The organism is Mycobacterium sp. ST-F2 (assembly GCF_001905655.1).
GTDB lineage: Bacteria > Actinomycetota > Actinomycetes > Mycobacteriales > Mycobacteriaceae > Mycobacterium.
In genome coordinates this window covers 1-16,310 of record NZ_JMHT01000015.1, presented here as the reverse complement: position 1 = coordinate 16,310, position 16,310 = coordinate 1, and the positions used below count along the sequence as shown (strand labels likewise).

At 66.6% G+C, this 16,310-nt stretch carries 17 protein-coding genes; 6 read left to right on the top strand and 11 right to left on the bottom strand.

Annotated features, from left to right (window positions below; translation table 11 throughout):
• Nucleotide 1 precedes the first annotated feature (1 nt).
• Both EB75_RS06745 and EB75_RS06740 read right to left on the bottom strand, forming a co-directional pair.
• On the bottom strand, nt 2-865 hold the full coding sequence (locus tag EB75_RS06745) for an MlaE family ABC transporter permease (protein ID WP_502689345.1): 864 nt from the start codon (nt 863-865) through the stop codon (nt 2-4).
• Entirely contained in the window at nt 862-1,509 is a 648-nt protein-coding gene (locus EB75_RS06740; protein WP_073694720.1) for a TetR/AcrR family transcriptional regulator, read from the bottom strand. Before EB75_RS06740 ends, EB75_RS06745 begins: the two co-directional genes overlap by 4 nt.
• Before the next feature lie 256 nt (nt 1,510-1,765).
• On the opposite strand from EB75_RS06740, the gene EB75_RS06735 reads away from it, so the two are divergent.
• Complete coding sequence (locus EB75_RS06735) at nt 1,766-2,566, top strand: crotonase/enoyl-CoA hydratase family protein (RefSeq protein WP_073694719.1); 801 nt, start codon at nt 1,766-1,768, stop codon at nt 2,564-2,566.
• On the opposite strand, the gene EB75_RS06730 is transcribed toward EB75_RS06735, so the two are convergent.
• From EB75_RS06730 to EB75_RS06710, 5 genes are all read right to left on the bottom strand, one after another.
• On the bottom strand, nt 2,500-3,603 hold the full coding sequence (locus EB75_RS06730; RefSeq protein WP_073694695.1) for a hypothetical protein: 1,104 nt from the start codon (nt 3,601-3,603) through the stop codon (nt 2,500-2,502). The genes EB75_RS06735 and EB75_RS06730 overlap by 67 nt on opposite strands.
• 55 nt (nt 3,604-3,658) lie before the next feature.
• Complete coding sequence (locus EB75_RS06725) at nt 3,659-4,123, bottom strand: RrF2 family transcriptional regulator (protein WP_073694694.1); 465 nt, start codon at nt 4,121-4,123, stop codon at nt 3,659-3,661.
• A 118-nt stretch (nt 4,124-4,241) separates the two neighbouring features.
• The gene (locus EB75_RS06720; RefSeq protein ID WP_073694693.1) at nt 4,242-5,462 is read right to left on the bottom strand and encodes an acyl-CoA dehydrogenase family protein; all 1,221 of its coding nucleotides are present in this window, start codon (nt 5,460-5,462) and stop codon (nt 4,242-4,244) included.
• A 1-nt stretch (nt 5,463) separates the two neighbouring features.
• Nucleotides 5,464-6,492, bottom strand: a complete 1,029-nt coding sequence (locus EB75_RS06715) for a phosphotransferase family protein (RefSeq protein ID WP_073694692.1) — start codon at nt 6,490-6,492, stop codon at nt 5,464-5,466.
• Nucleotides 6,492-7,247 carry an SDR family oxidoreductase gene (locus tag EB75_RS06710; RefSeq protein WP_073694691.1) on the bottom strand — a complete coding sequence of 252 codons (756 nt, stop codon included), beginning with the start codon at nt 7,245-7,247 and terminating at the stop codon, nt 6,492-6,494. The genes EB75_RS06715 and EB75_RS06710 overlap by 1 nt, the downstream gene beginning before the upstream one ends.
• A 105-nt stretch (nt 7,248-7,352) precedes the next feature.
• On the opposite strand from EB75_RS06710, the gene EB75_RS06705 reads away from it, so the two are divergent.
• Nucleotides 7,353-7,991, top strand: a complete 639-nt coding sequence (locus EB75_RS06705; RefSeq protein WP_073694690.1) for a TetR/AcrR family transcriptional regulator — start codon at nt 7,353-7,355, stop codon at nt 7,989-7,991.
• A gap of 13 nt (nt 7,992-8,004) precedes the next feature.
• On the opposite strand, the gene EB75_RS06700 is transcribed toward EB75_RS06705, so the two are convergent.
• Nucleotides 8,005-9,159 (bottom strand): beta-ketoacyl synthase N-terminal-like domain-containing protein, encoded by a 1,155-nt coding sequence (locus tag EB75_RS06700; protein WP_073694718.1) that lies wholly within the window; start codon nt 9,157-9,159, stop codon nt 8,005-8,007.
• A gap of 209 nt (nt 9,160-9,368) precedes the next feature.
• Here EB75_RS06700 and EB75_RS06695 point away from each other — a divergent pair, with 209 nt between their 5' ends.
• Entirely contained in the window at nt 9,369-11,006 is a 1,638-nt protein-coding gene (locus tag EB75_RS06695; RefSeq protein WP_073694689.1) for a diguanylate cyclase domain-containing protein, read from the top strand.
• 2 nt (nt 11,007-11,008) lie between these two features.
• Here the strand turns inward: EB75_RS06695 and EB75_RS06690 are convergent, their stop codons facing one another.
• Together EB75_RS06690 and EB75_RS06685 are read right to left on the bottom strand one after the other, a co-directional pair.
• Nucleotides 11,009-12,148 (bottom strand): 3-ketosteroid-9-alpha-monooxygenase, oxygenase component, encoded by a 1,140-nt coding sequence (locus EB75_RS06690; RefSeq protein ID WP_142239468.1) that lies wholly within the window; start codon nt 12,146-12,148, stop codon nt 11,009-11,011.
• A gap of 23 nt (nt 12,149-12,171) precedes the next feature.
• Nucleotides 12,172-12,816: a TetR family transcriptional regulator gene (locus EB75_RS06685; RefSeq protein WP_073694687.1), complete on the bottom strand. Its 645-nt coding sequence runs from the start codon at nt 12,814-12,816 to the stop codon at nt 12,172-12,174.
• A 120-nt stretch (nt 12,817-12,936) separates the two neighbouring features.
• Between EB75_RS06685 and EB75_RS06680 the strand changes: the two genes are divergently transcribed.
• From EB75_RS06680 to ygiD, 3 genes are read left to right on the top strand one after another with little or no spacing between them, the layout of a single operon-like run.
• Nucleotides 12,937-13,440 carry a VOC family protein gene (locus EB75_RS06680; protein WP_073694686.1) on the top strand — a complete coding sequence of 168 codons (504 nt, stop codon included), beginning with the start codon at nt 12,937-12,939 and terminating at the stop codon, nt 13,438-13,440.
• Complete coding sequence (locus EB75_RS06675) at nt 13,437-14,891, top strand: FAD-binding protein (RefSeq protein ID WP_073694685.1); 1,455 nt, start codon at nt 13,437-13,439, stop codon at nt 14,889-14,891. The genes EB75_RS06680 and EB75_RS06675 overlap by 4 nt, the downstream gene beginning before the upstream one ends.
• 52 nt (nt 14,892-14,943) lie before the next feature.
• Nucleotides 14,944-15,708 (top strand): 4,5-DOPA-extradiol-dioxygenase, encoded by a 765-nt coding sequence (gene ygiD, locus EB75_RS06670; RefSeq protein WP_073694717.1) that lies wholly within the window; start codon nt 14,944-14,946, stop codon nt 15,706-15,708.
• Between the two features lie 6 nt (nt 15,709-15,714).
• On the opposite strand, the gene EB75_RS06665 is transcribed toward ygiD, so the two are convergent.
• Nucleotides 15,715-16,310: NAD(P)/FAD-dependent oxidoreductase (locus tag EB75_RS06665; RefSeq protein WP_502689344.1), on the bottom strand; the 596-nt coding region annotated here is incomplete at its 5' end.

Sequence of the window (16,310 nt, the reverse complement as noted above, 5' to 3'; positions counted from 1 at the left end):
GTCAGATCGACGTCTTCGGGAAGATGAGGATGTACAGCTGGCTCATCACGACGTTGACGATCATCATGAGCAGCACCGACTCCACCACCGCGGCGTTGACCGAGTTGGCCACACCGGCCGGACCGCCGCGGGTGTCCAGGCCCTTGTGGCAGCTGATCACGGCCACGATGACACCGAAGACGACAGCCTTGACCATGGCCAGCGCCAGGTCACCAACGGTCGAGAACGACGAGAACGTGGCGATGAACGAGCCGGGGGTGCCGTTCTGCAGATAGACGTTGAACATGTAGCTCGCCAGGTAGCCCACGAAACTGGTGACGCCGGTCAACAACACACCGATGAGGACCAACGCGACCAGACGCGGCACGACCATGCGCTGGATCGGAGAAACCCCCATCACCTCCATGGCGGCGATCTCTTCCCGCATGGTGCGCGATCCGAGGTCGGCGCAGACCGCCGAACCGACGGCCGTCGCGAGCAGCAGCGACGCGACCAGCGGGGCGCCCTGCCGGATGACCACCAGACCGGTGGCCGCACCCGACAGCGACGAGGCGCCGACCTGGCCGGCCAGCAAGGCGAACTGGATAGACAACGTCACGCTGATCGGGATGGTCACCAGAACCGTTGGGGTGAAAGCGGTTCCGGCCATGAACGCCGCCTGGTCCAGGAACTCGCGCACCTGGAAGCGTCCCTTGATGATGTCGAAGAACAGGTACTCCAGCGTCCGCAGTCCGAGCACGATCTGACCGCCGGCAGTGCTCAGCGACGCGATCGGGTGGTTCTGCAGATAGCGCTTCACCCAGTCGATGGCCTCGGCGATGGCGCCCCACTTCGCCAGTCCCCTGGGCTGTGCCTGGTCGGTCACAGGGCCGTCGCTTCCTGGCCGGATGCCGGCCACTCGGTGGCGATGCCTCGGCACACCAGTTCGTTGCTTGCGAGGGTCTGCGCGATCAGTTCTTCACGGCTCGGCTTCTGCCCGTAGCGCAAGGCGATGCCGAACGGGATGGCACAGATGGTCTGGGCTGTCGCGCGGACATCGACGTCGGCGCGGATGTAGCCCTGGTTGATGCCGTCCCGCAGCATGGTCGCGAGGACGCGGGCGCCGTCATCGAAGAGGTGCTGGAACTCCTCGGTCATCTGTTGGTCGACGCCGGCGGCCTGCACCACGATCAACTGCATCAGCCGCGGCTCGTCGGCCAGCAGTTCGCTGTAGGCCATGCCGATGCCGAGCAGGTGATCGCGGAACTCCGTGATGGATGTCAACTGCCCCGGCCTCGAGTCGCCGATGGCGGCGAGCACCCGGGCATTCACCTGGCGCACCGCGTGGTCGACGATGTCGCGCTTGTTCTCGAAGTAGCGGTAGAACATCGAGTGCCCGGACCCGAGGCGCTTGGCGATGTGACTGATGGAGGTCTGGTGATAGCCCCGCTCCGCGAACTCCGCCAGTGCGGCTTCGATCACTTCTTCGCGTACCAGCTCAGCGCGTTTTGCACGCTGGCGCTCGGCCATGGTCGCGCGCGCCTCGCCTGTCACGCGGATCACAGTAGCGTATCGATTCCGGTTTCGGACACAGTCTTCGCGAAACGGAATGAATTGTCTCGCGGGTAAGTGACGCGCCGCGCAGGTTTGCTGGGAGTCGCTACAGCCGTTGCCGCAGCACAGTAGGGCGGGATGCTCGACCATGGGGCTGTTTGGGCATTTTCACGAAATACCCACAGCTTCGGACCTCATCGTGGTAGCCATCGCGGCGCACTATCCTGCCCCCATGACGACGGACCGGATCACCGTGGACATCCGCGACGGCATCGCCTACGCGACGCTCAATCGAGCGGACAAGATGAACAGCCTTGACCTGCCGATGCTGGAAGCCCTCGCCGCGATACCGGGTCGGCTGGTACAGGACCGCTCGGTGCGGGTCGTCATCCTGCGCGGCGACGGGCGCGCGTTCTGCACCGGGCTGGATTTCGCCGGCGCGAAACTGCAGGGGCTGAGCGCCGTGCGCAACTTCGGCAAGCTCCCCGGGCAGAAGACCAATCTCTTCCAGCAGGCGTGCTGGGCGTGGCGGGAGTTGCCGGTCCCGGTGATCGCGGCGGTGCACGGCCACTGCTACGGCGGCGGACTGCAGGTGGCGCTGGCCGCCGACTTCCGGATCGCGACACCCGACTGCAAGCTGTCGGTCATGGAGGCCAAGTGGGGCCTCATCCCGGACATGACGGGGTCGGTGACGCTGCGCGAGCTCCTGCCGATGGATGTGGCTAAACGGCTCACCATGACCGCCGAGGTGTTTTCCGGGACCGACGCCCTGGGCTATGGACTGGTCACGTCCGTCGCCGACGATCCGGTGGCTGCAGCCGAGGCCCTGGCCGCACAGCTCATCGAGCGGTCCCCCGATGCCTTGGCCGCCACCAAGAAACTGTTCGACGCGACGTGGACGTCGTCGCCGCGATCGGCGTTCTGGACCGAGTCGCTGTTGCAACTCCGCTTGCTGCGGGGCCGCAATCACCGATTGGCGCGCAAGGCCGGTCGCGACAGCAGCCCGGTGTGGGCGCCGAGATCCTTGAGCTGAAGCCCGAACGTGCCGCCGGGCTTGAGGTTCGGCCTGGCCTTGGGCGGCAGGACCTTCGTCAGCCCCTTCGCCAGACCGGCCAGCGGGTTGGGCAACTGCCCGAGCGACGGCGAGGCCGTCTTCGGCTTCTTCGGCGGCGGCTGCGTGACGGTGACAGCAGGAGTGACGGCGGACGTCGTGGCAGGCTTCGACGCTGCCAACGGTGCGAAGGCACCGGGCTGCATGGCCGCGGCGCGGACCTTGTTTGCTTCGGCGACGATGGCCTTCGCGACGACGTTCCCGGCGTTGTTCACCACGCCGACAGCGGTTTGGACACCCGCCATGAATGCGCGGAGCGGATTGCCGGTCTTCGCCAGCTCCTGGGCGACGGCGTCGGGGACGTGGAACGCACCCGCGAGGAAGAAGTTGAAGCCCGGGAAGATCACTGCCGCAACCACATTGATGACGCCGATCACCGCGACCTGGAACACGCCGCGCGGCTGCACCGTCGGCTCCGGGTCCCGGACGACGGGCGCGTTGAGCGCGTCGAACGTCTGCTGGCGGAAATCCTGGAACGCCGCCAGGACCGCACCGGGACCGCCGAGGATCGCGGGAGGAATGTTGAGCAGACCCACCACACCGACCTCGAAGGCGTTCAGCGCCCGCTTTGCCGGAATGGCGGCATCCACATCGATGGCCTTGTCCATGGCCGCCGCGGTCGGCCCCGTCATCGATGCGCCGGCGATGCCGAGCGCCTTGAGCGGGCCGTTCGCAGGCAGTGCCGCGAGGAACACTCCCGGCTCCTGCAGTGTGGTCGTGATGCCCGTCGTGACGGTCTGCGCCAGCAGCGGACAGATGAGGGAGCAGTAGATCCCCTGGTTCTTCACGAAACTGGTGATCAACCCGTCCGGCGGAACGGTTGCGGCCAAACGTATTTCCCGCGACACGGTGGGCGCCGCATGCTCGGCGACGGGCGTGACGGGCGTCAGTGGTGCGACGACCACCACGGCAACGGCGGCAGCGGCGAGGTCGACGGGCAGGCGTGCGGAAAGTTGCATCGTGGTCCCCTTACGCAGCGGTTGTGGGGTACCACGAACTACAGAGCCATTCGGTTCAATCGGTGCCCGAATCAATCTGGGCGGCGAGTGCGCCGAGGCTCAAGAGGAGTTTGCGCGTCGGCGGCTGTGCGAGGTCGGAGACGGTGCTGGTGTTCAGCGACGCATAGAACGCCACCTTGGCCTGCGCCAACGCCGTGCGCAGCCGGCAGGCCGATTGCAGCGGGCAATCCAGCCCGCTGCAATCGACCAGTTCGGTCTCGCCGTCGTCTTCCAGTGACCGCACGACATCGCCGAGGCGGGCGGTGCGGCCGGCCTCGGTGAGCGCCAGTCCGCCGCCCCGACCGCGGTCGGCGTCCAGCCACCCGGCAGCGGCCAGGTGCGCGCACGCCTTGGTCGCGTGGGTGTACGAGATCTGCATGTCCTCGGCGATCTGGCGCGTCGAGATCCGTTGCACGCCATCTTCAGCGGCGAGCCGGATCAGAATCCTCAGCCCGACGTCGCTGAAACCGGTAAGCCGCACGCGACCACGCTATTTAATTGACATTTACGATGCAAATAAAGACGTTCGCGGGACCGGCGGCGCGCTGTTCACATCTGTCACTGCGACTGCAGTGGCAGATGTGGACGGCGTCACCGGCTCAGCTCACCAGGTGCTTCTTCAGCTCCGTGCGCGCGAGGGCGTTCTTGTGCACCTCGTCCGGCCCGTCGGCGAACCGCAGCGTGCGGATGCCCGCGTACATCGCGGCGAGCGGGAAGTCCTGCGACACCCCGCCGGCGCCGTGCACCTGGATGGCCTTGTCCAGAATCCATTGCACCGTCAGCGGCGTGGCGATCTTGATGGACTGAATCTCGGTGTGCGCACCGCGATTTCCCACGGTGTCCATGAGCCAGGCTGTCTTGAGCACCAGGAGCCGCAGCTGCTCGATGCGCACCCGGGATTCGGCGATCCAGTCGCGGATGACGCCCTGCTCGGCCAGCGGCTTGCCGAACGCGACCCGGCTCGCGGCCCGCTGACACATCATCTCGATAGCGCGCTCAGCGACACCGATGGCCCGCATGCAGTGGTGGATGCGGCCCGGCCCGAGGCGCGCCTGGGCGATGGCGAAGCCGCCGCCCTCTTCACCGATCAGGTTCGACGCCGGGACCCGCACATCGGTGAACCGCAATTCCGCATGCCCACCGTGATCGTGGTCGTCGTAGCCGAATACCTCCATGCCGCGCAGGATCTCGAGCCCGGGGGTGTCCCGGGGCACCAGGATCTGTGACTGCTGGCGGTGTCGTTCCGAGGTCGGGTCCGTCTTGCCCATCACGATGAACACCTTGCAGTTCGGATTCATCGCTCCGGTGATCCACCATTTGCGACCGTTGATCACGTACTCGTCGCCGTCGCGGACGATGGACAGCTCGACGTTGGTGGCGTCCGAGCTCGCCACGTCGGGTTCGGTCATGGCGAAGGCCGACCGAATCTCACCGTCCAACAACGGTTCGAGCCACTGGCGCTGCTGCTCCTCGGTGCCGAATTCGTTGAGCACCTCCATGTTTCCGGTGTCCGGGGCGGCACAGTTGAAGACGGCGGGCGCCAATTGGATACTGCGGCCGGTGATTTCGGCCAGTGGCGCGTACTGCAGATTGGTCAGGCCGGCCCCCTTGACGCCGGGCAGGAACAGATTCCACAACCCGCGACGACGGGCCTCGGCGCGCAGCTCGGTGAGCACCGGGACGCTGTCCCACGCCCAGCGATTGTCCAGCGCGGCAAGCTGCTCGTGGAACGTCTTCTCGGCCGGGTAGACGTAGCTCTCCATGAATGCCGTCAGTTCGGCGACCATCTCTTTGGTCTTGGCGTCGTACGCGAATTCCATGTCAGTGCTCCTTGAGTGCGTTGAGGCCGGCGTCCAGCAGGATGTGCACCGCGTCCCCGGCGAACGAGAACCCGTCGCCGACGGTCTGCCCGTTGACGTAGCGGTAGTGGATACCTTCGAAGATGCCCGCCATCTTGAAGAAGGCCAGGCCGAGGTAGAAGCCGAAATCACCGAGGCTGCGGCCGATTCCGGCGGTGTAGCGGTCGACGATCTCCTGCTCGGTCAGGAAGCCCGGCGCTTCGCTGACATCGGAGACCTCTCCGGTGCCCGATGCGGCCAACCGCCCGTACGCCACCATCAACGCGAGATCGGTGAGCGAGTCGCCGATGGTGGCCAACTCCCAGTCGATGACGGCAGCGGGCCGGTCCGCGGAATCGAACAGCACGTTGTCCAGGCGGTAGTCGCCATGCACGATGCCGGGTACCGAATCGCCCGGAACCCGCTGTGACAGCGCCTGATAGAGCTGCTCCATGGCAGGCAGGTCCCGGGTGTAGGCGGCGGCGAACTGCTTGTGCCACCGCCCGACCTGGCGCCCGAGGAAGCCTTCGGGCCGACCGAAATCGGCGAGCCCCACCGATGCGGGATCGACCGAATGCACTGCCACCAGGGTGTCGACGAGCCGCTCCGAAATGAGCCGGGTGCGCTCGGCACCGAGCGCCTGCAGCTCGGCGGCCTGCCGGTAGGGCATGCCGTCGATCTGCGCCATCACATAGAACGGCGCGCCGAGCACGGACACGTCGTCGCAGAAGCCGTACATGGCCGGCACCGGCACCGATGTGGGCGCCAGGGCCGACATCATCCGGTATTCGCGGCTCATGTCGTGCGCGGTGGCGAGCAGTTCACCCACCGGTGGCCGGCGGACGATCCACGACGAATCACCGTCTGTGACACGGTAAGTCAGATTCGATTTGCCGCCCGCGATCAACGTCGCCGACAGGTCGGCGCCGGCGCCGGGCACCGTGGCCGACAGCCACGCGCCCAGTCGAGTCAGGTCCAGCCCGGGCAGATCCAGCTGCGTGTCAGCGGCCATCAGACGCCGCCGCCCAGCAGCACGCCACCGTCGATGGTCAGTGTCTGACCGGTCATCCAGCCGGCGTCGTCCGACAGCAGGAACGCCACCACGGAGCCGATATCTTCCGGCACACCAAGGCGTTTCAGCGGGTAGTTCGCGCTGACCTCGTCTTCGCGACCTTCGTACAGCGCGGTCGCGAACCGCGTCTTGACGACGGCGGGTGCGACGGCGTTGACCCGGATGTTCGGGCCCAGCTCGACCGCCAGTTCCTCGGTGAGGTGAATGACCGCGGCTTTGGAGACGCCGTAGAAGGCGATGCCCGGGGCGGGGCGCAGGCCGGCGATGGACGCGACGTTGACGATGGCTCCCCCGTGTTCGCCCTGCCAGGCCCGGTTCACCTTCTGCACCCACGACAGTGCGGACAGCACGTTGACTTCGAGAATCTTGCGCGCGGCGTCCATGTCGATGTCCATGAGCGGCCCATACACCGGGTTGATGCCGGTGTTGTTCACGAACAGGTCGGCACCACCGAAGGTCTCGATCGCCTTGGCCACCACAGCATCCTGATGCTCGGTGTCGTCGCCGCGTCCGGCCACGGCGAGGGCGACGTCCGGCCCACCGAGGGCCTCGACGGCGGCGTCGAGCGCTTCCTGCTTGCGTGCGGTGATCACCACCTTGGCGCCGTCGTCGACCAGGCGCTGGGCGATGGCGAACCCGATGCCACGACTGGCACCGGTGACGATTGCGGTCTTTCCTTCGAATCGCGTGCTCATGTCACTTCCTCGTGATGTTGGCGGTACCCGGCCCCAAACATGTGGGACACATAGGCGAAGTGTGCCACACTGGCACACTTCAGCGCAATGTCCCATAATGGTCAGATGTCCGGATCAGAGTCGACGACGCCCACCCCGTCCGCACGCCTGGGGACGGCATTGAGCCGCCAGGCCGCGGTCGACGCCGCGACGCGGCTGTATCTGGCAGGCGAGTCGGTCGACATGTCAGCGCTGGCAACCGAACTCGGCATCGGCCGCTCGACGCTCTATCGACTGGTCGGCAACCGGGAAGACCTGCTCGCCACCGTGCTGGCCGAGGCCACGGAACGCACTTTCCGGCGCACCGTCGCGGACATGGCCGCAGAGGCCGGCCCCGATGCCGAACCGCCCGGCGGCACCGGTTACATCCTGGAAGTGATGGACCGCTTCCTGCACGCGGTCGTCGACGCGAAACCCCTGCAGGTGGTATCGCACCGCGAGCCGCTCCTGATCGTGCGGCTCATGCTGCTGCCCGGACTCGTCGAACAGACCGCGGGGCGCTTGGTCGGCGAGCTGCTGGACGCCGAGGTGGCCGCCGGCCGGCTGGAATTGCCTTTGCCCACAGCCACTTTCGGCCTGGCACTCATCCGGATGTGCGACGCCCACCTCTACGCCCCGCTGCTCGGCGGTGGTGCACCAGAGGTCGGTACCGCGCTCGATCTCGTGGCAGCATTGCTCGGCCACAGCCGAACCGCCGAGGCCTGACGACGAAAACCCGCTAAGCCGGCGCCAACACCACCGCTGAATTCTGGCCACCCATCCCCAGCGAGGTCTTGAGGGTCAGACCACCGTCGATCGGGGTCGGCCCGTCCAGCAACCGGTGATGCCCGGGCGCGACGGTCGGCGGGGCCGGGATCACACCGTGCTCGTAAGCCATTGCGGCCGCTGCGATCTCGACTGCCGCGGCAGCGCCTTGGCAATGCCCAACCAACTGTTTGACCGAATACAGGCCAGGCCGCCCGCCGAAGATGTCGTCGACTATTCCCCCCTCCGCGGCGTCGCACTGCCGGGTACCGGGGCCGTGCGCGTTGACGTACGCGATGTCGGCGGCTTCGACCCCTGCGGCATCCAGCGCGCCGCGCACGCATTCGTCGACCTGCACTCGGCTCGGGTCCACCGAGGTGACGTGGTACGCGTCGTGCGTCATCGCGCCACCCAGCACCGACGCATAGGCCCGCGTGTGCTGTCGGGTCAGCACGAACGCCACCGCGGCTTCACCCACCGAGAAGCCCCGGCTACCCTCCTGGAACGGCCGGCACGCGTCCAGCGGCTCGGAATCCACCACGGCCACACCGAGTTTGACGAAGTGTTCGACGTTCTCGGGAGTCAGCGACAGGTCCGTCGCCAGGAACACGACGTCGTCGACCATGCCGGCGTCCAGCCACATCTTGGCGGTGATGAGCCCGGCGTTCCCGGACGCGCACATCGCCGACACATTCATCGCCGGACCGTGGAAACCGTGCTCCTGCATGACCATTGACACCGCGGTCGACGGCATGAGCGCCAGGTAGTCACGAACCTGCCGGGAGCAACCGTCGTTGAGGTAGAAGTCGCGCCACGTCTCGATCTCGGGCAGCACCAGCGCATGCAACAACCCCACCCGGCGCCCGGGTGTCCAACCGCGGGCACCGGCGTCGTCGATCGCCTCGCGGGCCACCGCACGCATCGCTCGCGCCGAACGAGTCGGTCCATCCGCCGACGACCCGCCGTCCGGCACGCGCGCCAGCCATCCGGCGTCCCGGCCGCTCGTGCCATAGCCCGGATACAGCGCGGCCGCCGGTTTACCGCGCAGCAAGCCGGACCACAACTTGTCGCGGCCCCACCCGTATCCCGTTGCCGCACCGATGCCGGCGATGTCGATCCCGTTTGCCATGTTCACTTCTCCTCGTCCGCTGCCGTGGTGAGCAGCACGTTGACCGCAACCCGGTTATCGTCCTGCGGAATTCGCCAGAAGGCACTACCAAATGTCTGCCGGCGCCATCGCCAGACACAAGCCGCCCAGTGGGCGGAACGTTCCGGTTGTCAACGAGGGCGAATGAGGGGCACTCTGGACACTCAGTCGAAGCGAATCCGGAGGGACCCGTGTCGTACAGCAGCCCGGACACGGGTCCGGCCGGGCCGGACCCGTGCGACGAGCGGTTCCGGGTGCTCGTCGACCACAGTCCCGATGCCATCTGTGTGCACGAGGCCGGACTGGTGGTCTACGTCAACCCCGCTGCCATCCGGTGGATCGGCGCCGAGTCGGCGGATCAGCTGGTCGGGCACCCCATCACCGACTTCGTCCATTCGGATTCGGTGCCGGCCATGCTGACCCGGATCGCCGCCCTCCGGAACGAAGGCGACGCGTCCGACCCGTCGGAAGCCGCGCTGCTGCGCTTCGACGGCGGGACGCTCGACGTCGAATCGGTGTCGATCCTGACCACGTGGGAAGGCCGGTCCGCCTACCAGGTGGTGTTTCGGGACATCACCGCGCAGAAGGCCGCGCAGGCCATGCTGCGATACCAGGCGGCGCTGGTCGAGCACGTATCCGACGCCATCATCGCCACCGCGCCGAATGGCACCGTCACGGCCTGGAATCCGGCCGCCGAGGCCATCTACCAGCGGCCCGCCTCAGAGGCACTGGGATTGGCCATCGGCATCGCCGTCGGCGCCGCGCTGAACCCGGCCGCCATCGTCGCCGCCCGCGGAGTCCAGCACGCCACCCACCACACCAAAGACTGGCGCCCCCTGGCCGTCAGAGTGTCGGCGGCGGCCATGGAAGCCGGCTACGTGCTGGTCTGTTCCGACCAGACCGCGCTGCGCCGCGCCGAGCAGCACTTCCAGAGCGTGGTCGATTCTCTGCACCGCGGCGTCATGGTCATCGGCCCGGACAATCGGATCGAATCGGCCAACCCGGCGTCGCTGCGCATCCTCGGGCTACCCCCGCAATACCCCGCCACCGGCACCGCACTCACCGGGCTCTTCCCGGTCGACACCTTCGAGAACCACATCCTGAGCGACGGCGAACACCCTGTCACCATCACCCGTCGTACCGGCCAGCCGGTGCACGATGCGCTGATCTACGTATCGGCCGTCGGCGACCGGCGCATCTGGCTGTCCGTCAGCACGTGTCTGCTGGATCCCGACGATCACGGCGGCTCCGCCGTGCTGGTGTCGTTCGCCGACGCGACCGACGCGCATCTGGCCAGCGAGCGGCTGCGGTACGACGCCACCCATGACACTCTCACCGGCCTACCCAACCGGGCGTGGATCACCGACCGGATCACCCGGGCGCTCAGCGGTATCGGCGTCCCGCCATTGGCTGCGGTGATCTTCATCGACCTCGACCAACTCAAAGAGGTCAACGACACCCTCGGCCATCACGCCGGCGACACGGTGATCAAGATTTGCGCCGAGCGGTTCAGCAACGTACTGAGCGAGGACGACACCGTCGCGCGCATCGGCGGCGACGAGTTCCTCGTCCTCGTCGGCGCACCCGCGGCGGTCGACAAGCTCCACCGCCTCGCGCAACGTCTGCACGACGCTCTCGCCGATCCCATCTCCGTCGACGGGCACCGCGTGCGCGCCAGCGCCAGCGTCGGGGTCACGGTGATCGAACCCGACGAGACCCGCGTCGCGGCCGAGATTCTCAAACACGCTGACGTCGCGATGTATGACGCCAAGACCAGCGGCCCCGGCCAGACCCGGTTCTGGACGCCCGCAGCCGACCTGTCGGCCTGATCTCAGCTCTCGGCCGCGGCCGCCAGGTTCTCCGCCACTTCCGCTTCCCAACTTTCGACGGAATGCGTGGTGTCGATCTCGAACTCGAAGCGGTCAGTCATCTCCGGTGTGACGTCCTCGACGTCGACGTAGAACTGCTCGTACCAACGGCGGTGCTGGTACACCGGGCCGTCTTCCTCGGTGAGCAGCGGATTGTCGATGCGGGCCTTGTGCTTCCAGATCTCGACGTCCTGCTCGAAGCCGGTCTGGACGCCCTCGATGAAAGTCCGTGCCAGTTCAGCGTTCTCCTCTTCGCTCATGCTCGGGAGCTTTTTCACGATGGCCCCGTACTGCAACACGAACGAGTTCGGGCTGACGGGATAATGCGAGTTGATCAGGATGGTCTCGACGGTCATGCCATTGGCGACGCTGCGCAACCGGTCGATCATGTACGACGGGCCGAAATACGAAGCCTCCGAATAGAGGATGGACGTCGGGTCGTGGAAGGTGCTGACGACAATGTCGCCGCGGGGCGTCGAATCCATCACCTGGGTGGCGATGTGACCTTCGAAGATGTTCTTGAAGTTCCGGGGAAATGCGTAGTGCACGTAGAAGAAATGCGCCATGTCGACGTTGTTGTCGATGATCTCGCGGCAGTGCGACCCTTCGATCAACTGGATGTTCCAGGTCCAGTCGGTCCACTCGTCGGTGCCGTAGCCCTCGATCTCGGGGATGTCGACCTCCGGGGGCGGGATGGTGCCCTGCGGGTCGTTCCAGACGAACAGTTGCCCGTTGCGTTCCAGCGTGCGCCACGACCGGGTGCGGGCCAGCCGCGGGGTTCGCTTGGCATACGGCACCAGCGTGCACTTGCCGTCGCCACCCCACCGCCAGTCGTGGAACGGGCACGCGATCGAGTCACCCTTGACGCTGCCGTAGGCCAGGTTGCCGCCCATGTGCCGGCAGTAGGCGTCGAGCACGTTCAACCGGCCCTGGCTGTCGGCGAAGACCACCAAAGACGTTCCGAAGGCATCGATCTGGTGTGGCTTGCCGTCGTTGAAGTCGCGGATCAGGCCGAGGCAGTGCCAGCCGCGGGCGAAGCGGGTCGGGTTCTCGCCCGCCTCGATCTCCCGGATTTCCGTCGACTCCGGCTCCGTGACCGACATGCGCGCCTCCTTAACGTCGAATTTCATTGGGGTTCAACCACTGAGGGCATCGGTGCGGTGAGTAGACCGACGACCATCGCGATGATGTTGTCCCGTGCCTCGGCCTCGCTGAGGGCACCGCGGACCGCATCTCGATGCTCCTCTACATGCCGTTCATGGTCGGCGAGCAGCGTGTACATCACCGAGGCCATCGCGGCCATCCGTTGGCGCCGAAGCGCTTCCGGTAGGTAATCGAGCGCCCGCAGCAGCCGGGTGGTGAGGATGCGGGTGGCGGGCCACTGCTCGGCCGTGAGGGTGAGCTCGGCCATCACAGGATGATTGCGGACGCGTTCGAGGAAGCGCGCATAGTGGCTCGATCCGTCGGAGTACGGGGTGTCGAAAAGCGGCTCGACCAGGATGGTCACCAGCGCGGTGATGCTGTCGTCCGGCTCGCCGGCACTTTCGTGCTCGGCCAGCAGCGCCAATCGCGCTTGTTCCAGCGGGGCCTGCCGATGGCCGATGATGGCTTTGATCAAGCCATCTCGTGATCCGAAGTGATAGTGGACGGCCGAATTGTTGCGCTGCCCCGCGGCCACCGCGACATCACGCAGGGAGACCTCGGGTCCGGATTCGGCTATCAAGCGTTCACCGGCGAGAAGCAGCTGCGTGCGTGCACCGGGCCGACTCACGGGCCTCAGTTTAGCCCTCACGCTTCAGATTGCAATCACCGATGCTTGACCATTTAAGCTTGCTCGCTTAGTTTTGGGTCACCTGCCTCAGCCCTGCCGTTCTCCCCGGAAGGAAGAACCATGACCGTCTCGTACGGACAGATCTGCCAAATCGCCTGGGTCACTGACGACATCGAGGCCACCGAGCAGTTGCTGAGCCGGCAGTACGGGGTCGGCGCCTGGGTGCGGATGCCGAACATCGAGTTCGGGCCCGAGACCTGTCGCCTGCACGGCGAGCCCGCGGATTTCACCGCCCACATCTCGATGTCGTATTCGGGCGACATGCAGTTGGAACTGATCCAGCCGGTGCGGGGCACCAGCATCTACACCGAATTCCTGGACCGCAGCGGCCCGGGACTGCACCACGTGTGCTTCGAGCCAAGCGATTTCGGCGCAGCGGTGAGGTCGGCGCAGGAACAGGGGCTGGCCATCGTGCAGCAGGGTGAGATGTCGGGCGGCATGATGCGTTTCGCATACATCGACGGCGCCTCGGCTGGAGTCCCGTACATCGAACTCGGTGAGTTCAGCCCCGAGATCCGCGCGATGTTCGAGCACATCAAGGCGGCTGCGACGGGGTCGAAATGATCCCGGAAACCGTTGCAGCACAAAGTGTTTCGTCGTACTCCGACGAGGTCGACGTCCTGGTCGTCGGACTCGGCATGGCCGGCGGATGCGCCGCGGTGGAAGCCGCGGCGTCCGGCGCCCGGGTGTTGGTGCTCGAGCGTGCCGCGGTCGCCGGTGGCACGACGGCCATGGCGGGCGGCCACTTCTACCTCGGCGGCGGCACCGCGGTCCAGGCGGCCACCGGGCAGGCCGACTCCGCCGAGGAGATGGCCGCATATCTGACCGCGGTGTCGAAAGACCCTGTGCCGGAACTGATCAACGCCTACTGCGAAGGCAGTGCCGAGCACCTCCGATGGCTGGAGGCGCTCGGGTTCGAGTTCGAGCGCAGCTACTACCCGCACAAGGCCGTCATCCAGCCGGAGACGCAGGGCCTGATGTACACCGGCAACGAGCAGGTGTGGCCGTTCCGGGAGCAGGCGGTGCCCGCACCCCGGGGCCACAAGGTTCCGGTGCCGGGCGATACCGGCGGCGCGGGCATGGTGGTCAAGCTTCTCGTCGAACGGCTCGCGGAGCTGGGCGCGGAAATCCGTTATGAGACAGGCGTCTGTGCGCTGGTCGTCGAGGACGACCGAATCGTCGGCGCCACCTGGAAGCACTTCGGTGAGACCGGCGCCGTGCGGGCGAAGTCCGTCGTGCTGACCACCGGCGGCTTCGTGATGAACCCCGAGATGCTGGCGCAGCATGTGCCGCAGCTGAATGACGAGCGCGTTTTTGCCCTGGGCAGCAGCTACGACGACGGTATCGGGATTCGTATGGGCCAATCCGTCGGTGCGGCAACCAAATACCTGGATCAGGCATTCATGACCGCACCGGTGTATCCGCCCGCCAAACTACTCACCGGACTCATCGTGAACCGGCGCGGCGACAGGTTCGTGGCCGAAGACTCCTATCACGCACGAACTTCCGCGTTCGTCCTCGAACAGCCCGATAGCTCCGCCTATCTCATCGTCGACTCCCAGCACGTCGAGATGCCGGTGATGCCGCTGGTCCAGCTGATCGACGGTTGGGAAGATGTCGCCGAGATGGAAACCGCGCTCGGCATCCCGGCCGGCCGGCTGCAGGCCTCGCTGGACCGGTACAACGCCAATGCGGCCCGTGGTGAAGACCCCGACTTCCACAAGGCGGAGAAGTATCTGGAGCCCCAGGACACCGGGCCGTGGGCGGCGTTCGATCTGAGCCTCGGCAAGGCGTTCTACAGCGGCTTCACCCTTGGCGGCCTGGCCATTTCGGTCGATGGCGAAGTGCTGCGCGACGACGGCAGCGTGATCGCCGGACTGTACGCCGCGGGTGCGTGTGCATCGACGCTGGCGCAGGACGGCAAGGGATACTCGAGCGGCACCCAACTGGGCGCCGGATCGTTCTTCGGCCGGCGGGCGGGACGTGCCGCCGCTTCAGCGGCAACCGGAGGGTAATGCCGGTAGCGTTGGTCGAACGATGACCGGATCAGCTGACCTGCCCAGCATCATGCCCGCCGCGTTCATCGGACACGGCAGTCCGATGAACGCGGTCGAACGCAACCGATACACCGCCGCGTGGACGGAGTTCGGTCGGTCGGTGCCGCGGCCACGCGCGATCCTGGTGATCAGCGCGCACTGGTACATCAACGCCACCGCGGTCACCGCCATGGCTCAGCCACGCACCATCCACGACTTCTACGGCTTCCCGCAGGAACTGTTCGACGTTCAGTACCCGGCGCCGGGACTGCCGGACCTCGCCGACGAGATCGCCGAAACCGTCAAGCCGACGTGGATCGGGGCCGACCGGGACAGCTGGGGCATCGACCACGGCACCTGGTCGGTGTTGGTGCACGCCTTCCCCGACGCCTCGATCCCGGTGGTACAGCTGTCGATCAACGCCGAGAAGCCACTCGAGGAGCATGTCGCACTCGGCGCGCAACTGGCCGAGCTACGCAGCCGGGGCATACTGATCGTCGGCAGTGGCAACATCGTGCACAACCTGCGTGCCATGAATGCCCGACTGCCCGACAGCGGATTCGATTGGGCCACAAGGTTCGACGACGCCGCAGCCGGCCTGCTGACCGCTGATCCGGGCCAGATTCTGCGGCTTCACGACCATCCCGACTTCGCCGCCTCGGCCCCCACACCGGACCACTTCATCCCGATGCTCTATTTCGCCGGGTTGTGCGCAGCGGCCGACACCCCCGCGAGCGTGCTCGTTGACGGCTACACCTACGGGTCGCTGTCGATGACGTCCTACACCCTGACCTGACAGCGCTCAGACCGTGCTGGTGGCGTCAACCTCCGTCGCCCCAGCGGGTTTCAGCGTCTCGGCCGGCGTTGCGTAAGCGTGCCGGTGGTTGAGGAACTGGTGACGCGCATTCTCGCCGACCAGGGTGCGCACCTCGTTCAGGAGGGCGCGCCTGCCCTGGTGCTGGTGCCGCAGGAGCCGTCCCGCCGAGCCGAAGAGTCGAGCGGGGCTCAGCACCTGAGACGGCTTGTCCCGGTGCGTGAAGAGGTCGAGGAAGCGCCCGATCTGGCCCTTGTCGTGCAGGTCGGCCACCATCTGCGGAAACACCGACGGCACCCGGCCCGCCTTGCCCAGATCGTTGGCGAACCAATAGTGGTCGGAGAACTCGTGGTCACGCCACTTGCCCCACCGCGTCAACGCCGCGTCCTGGGCTTCGGGGGAACCGCTCAGTCCTTGGACAACGGCCGGCACGAGCGCATCGACCTGAGCGAACGCATCGCTGATGCCCCGCCCCGCCGAAGGATCCTTGAAGTGGCCGGCATCGCCAACGAGTGCCCACCCCGGCCCGGACGGGGGCCTTGCCCCCATGTAGTGGACACGGGATTTGTGGTTAGGCAGCTTCG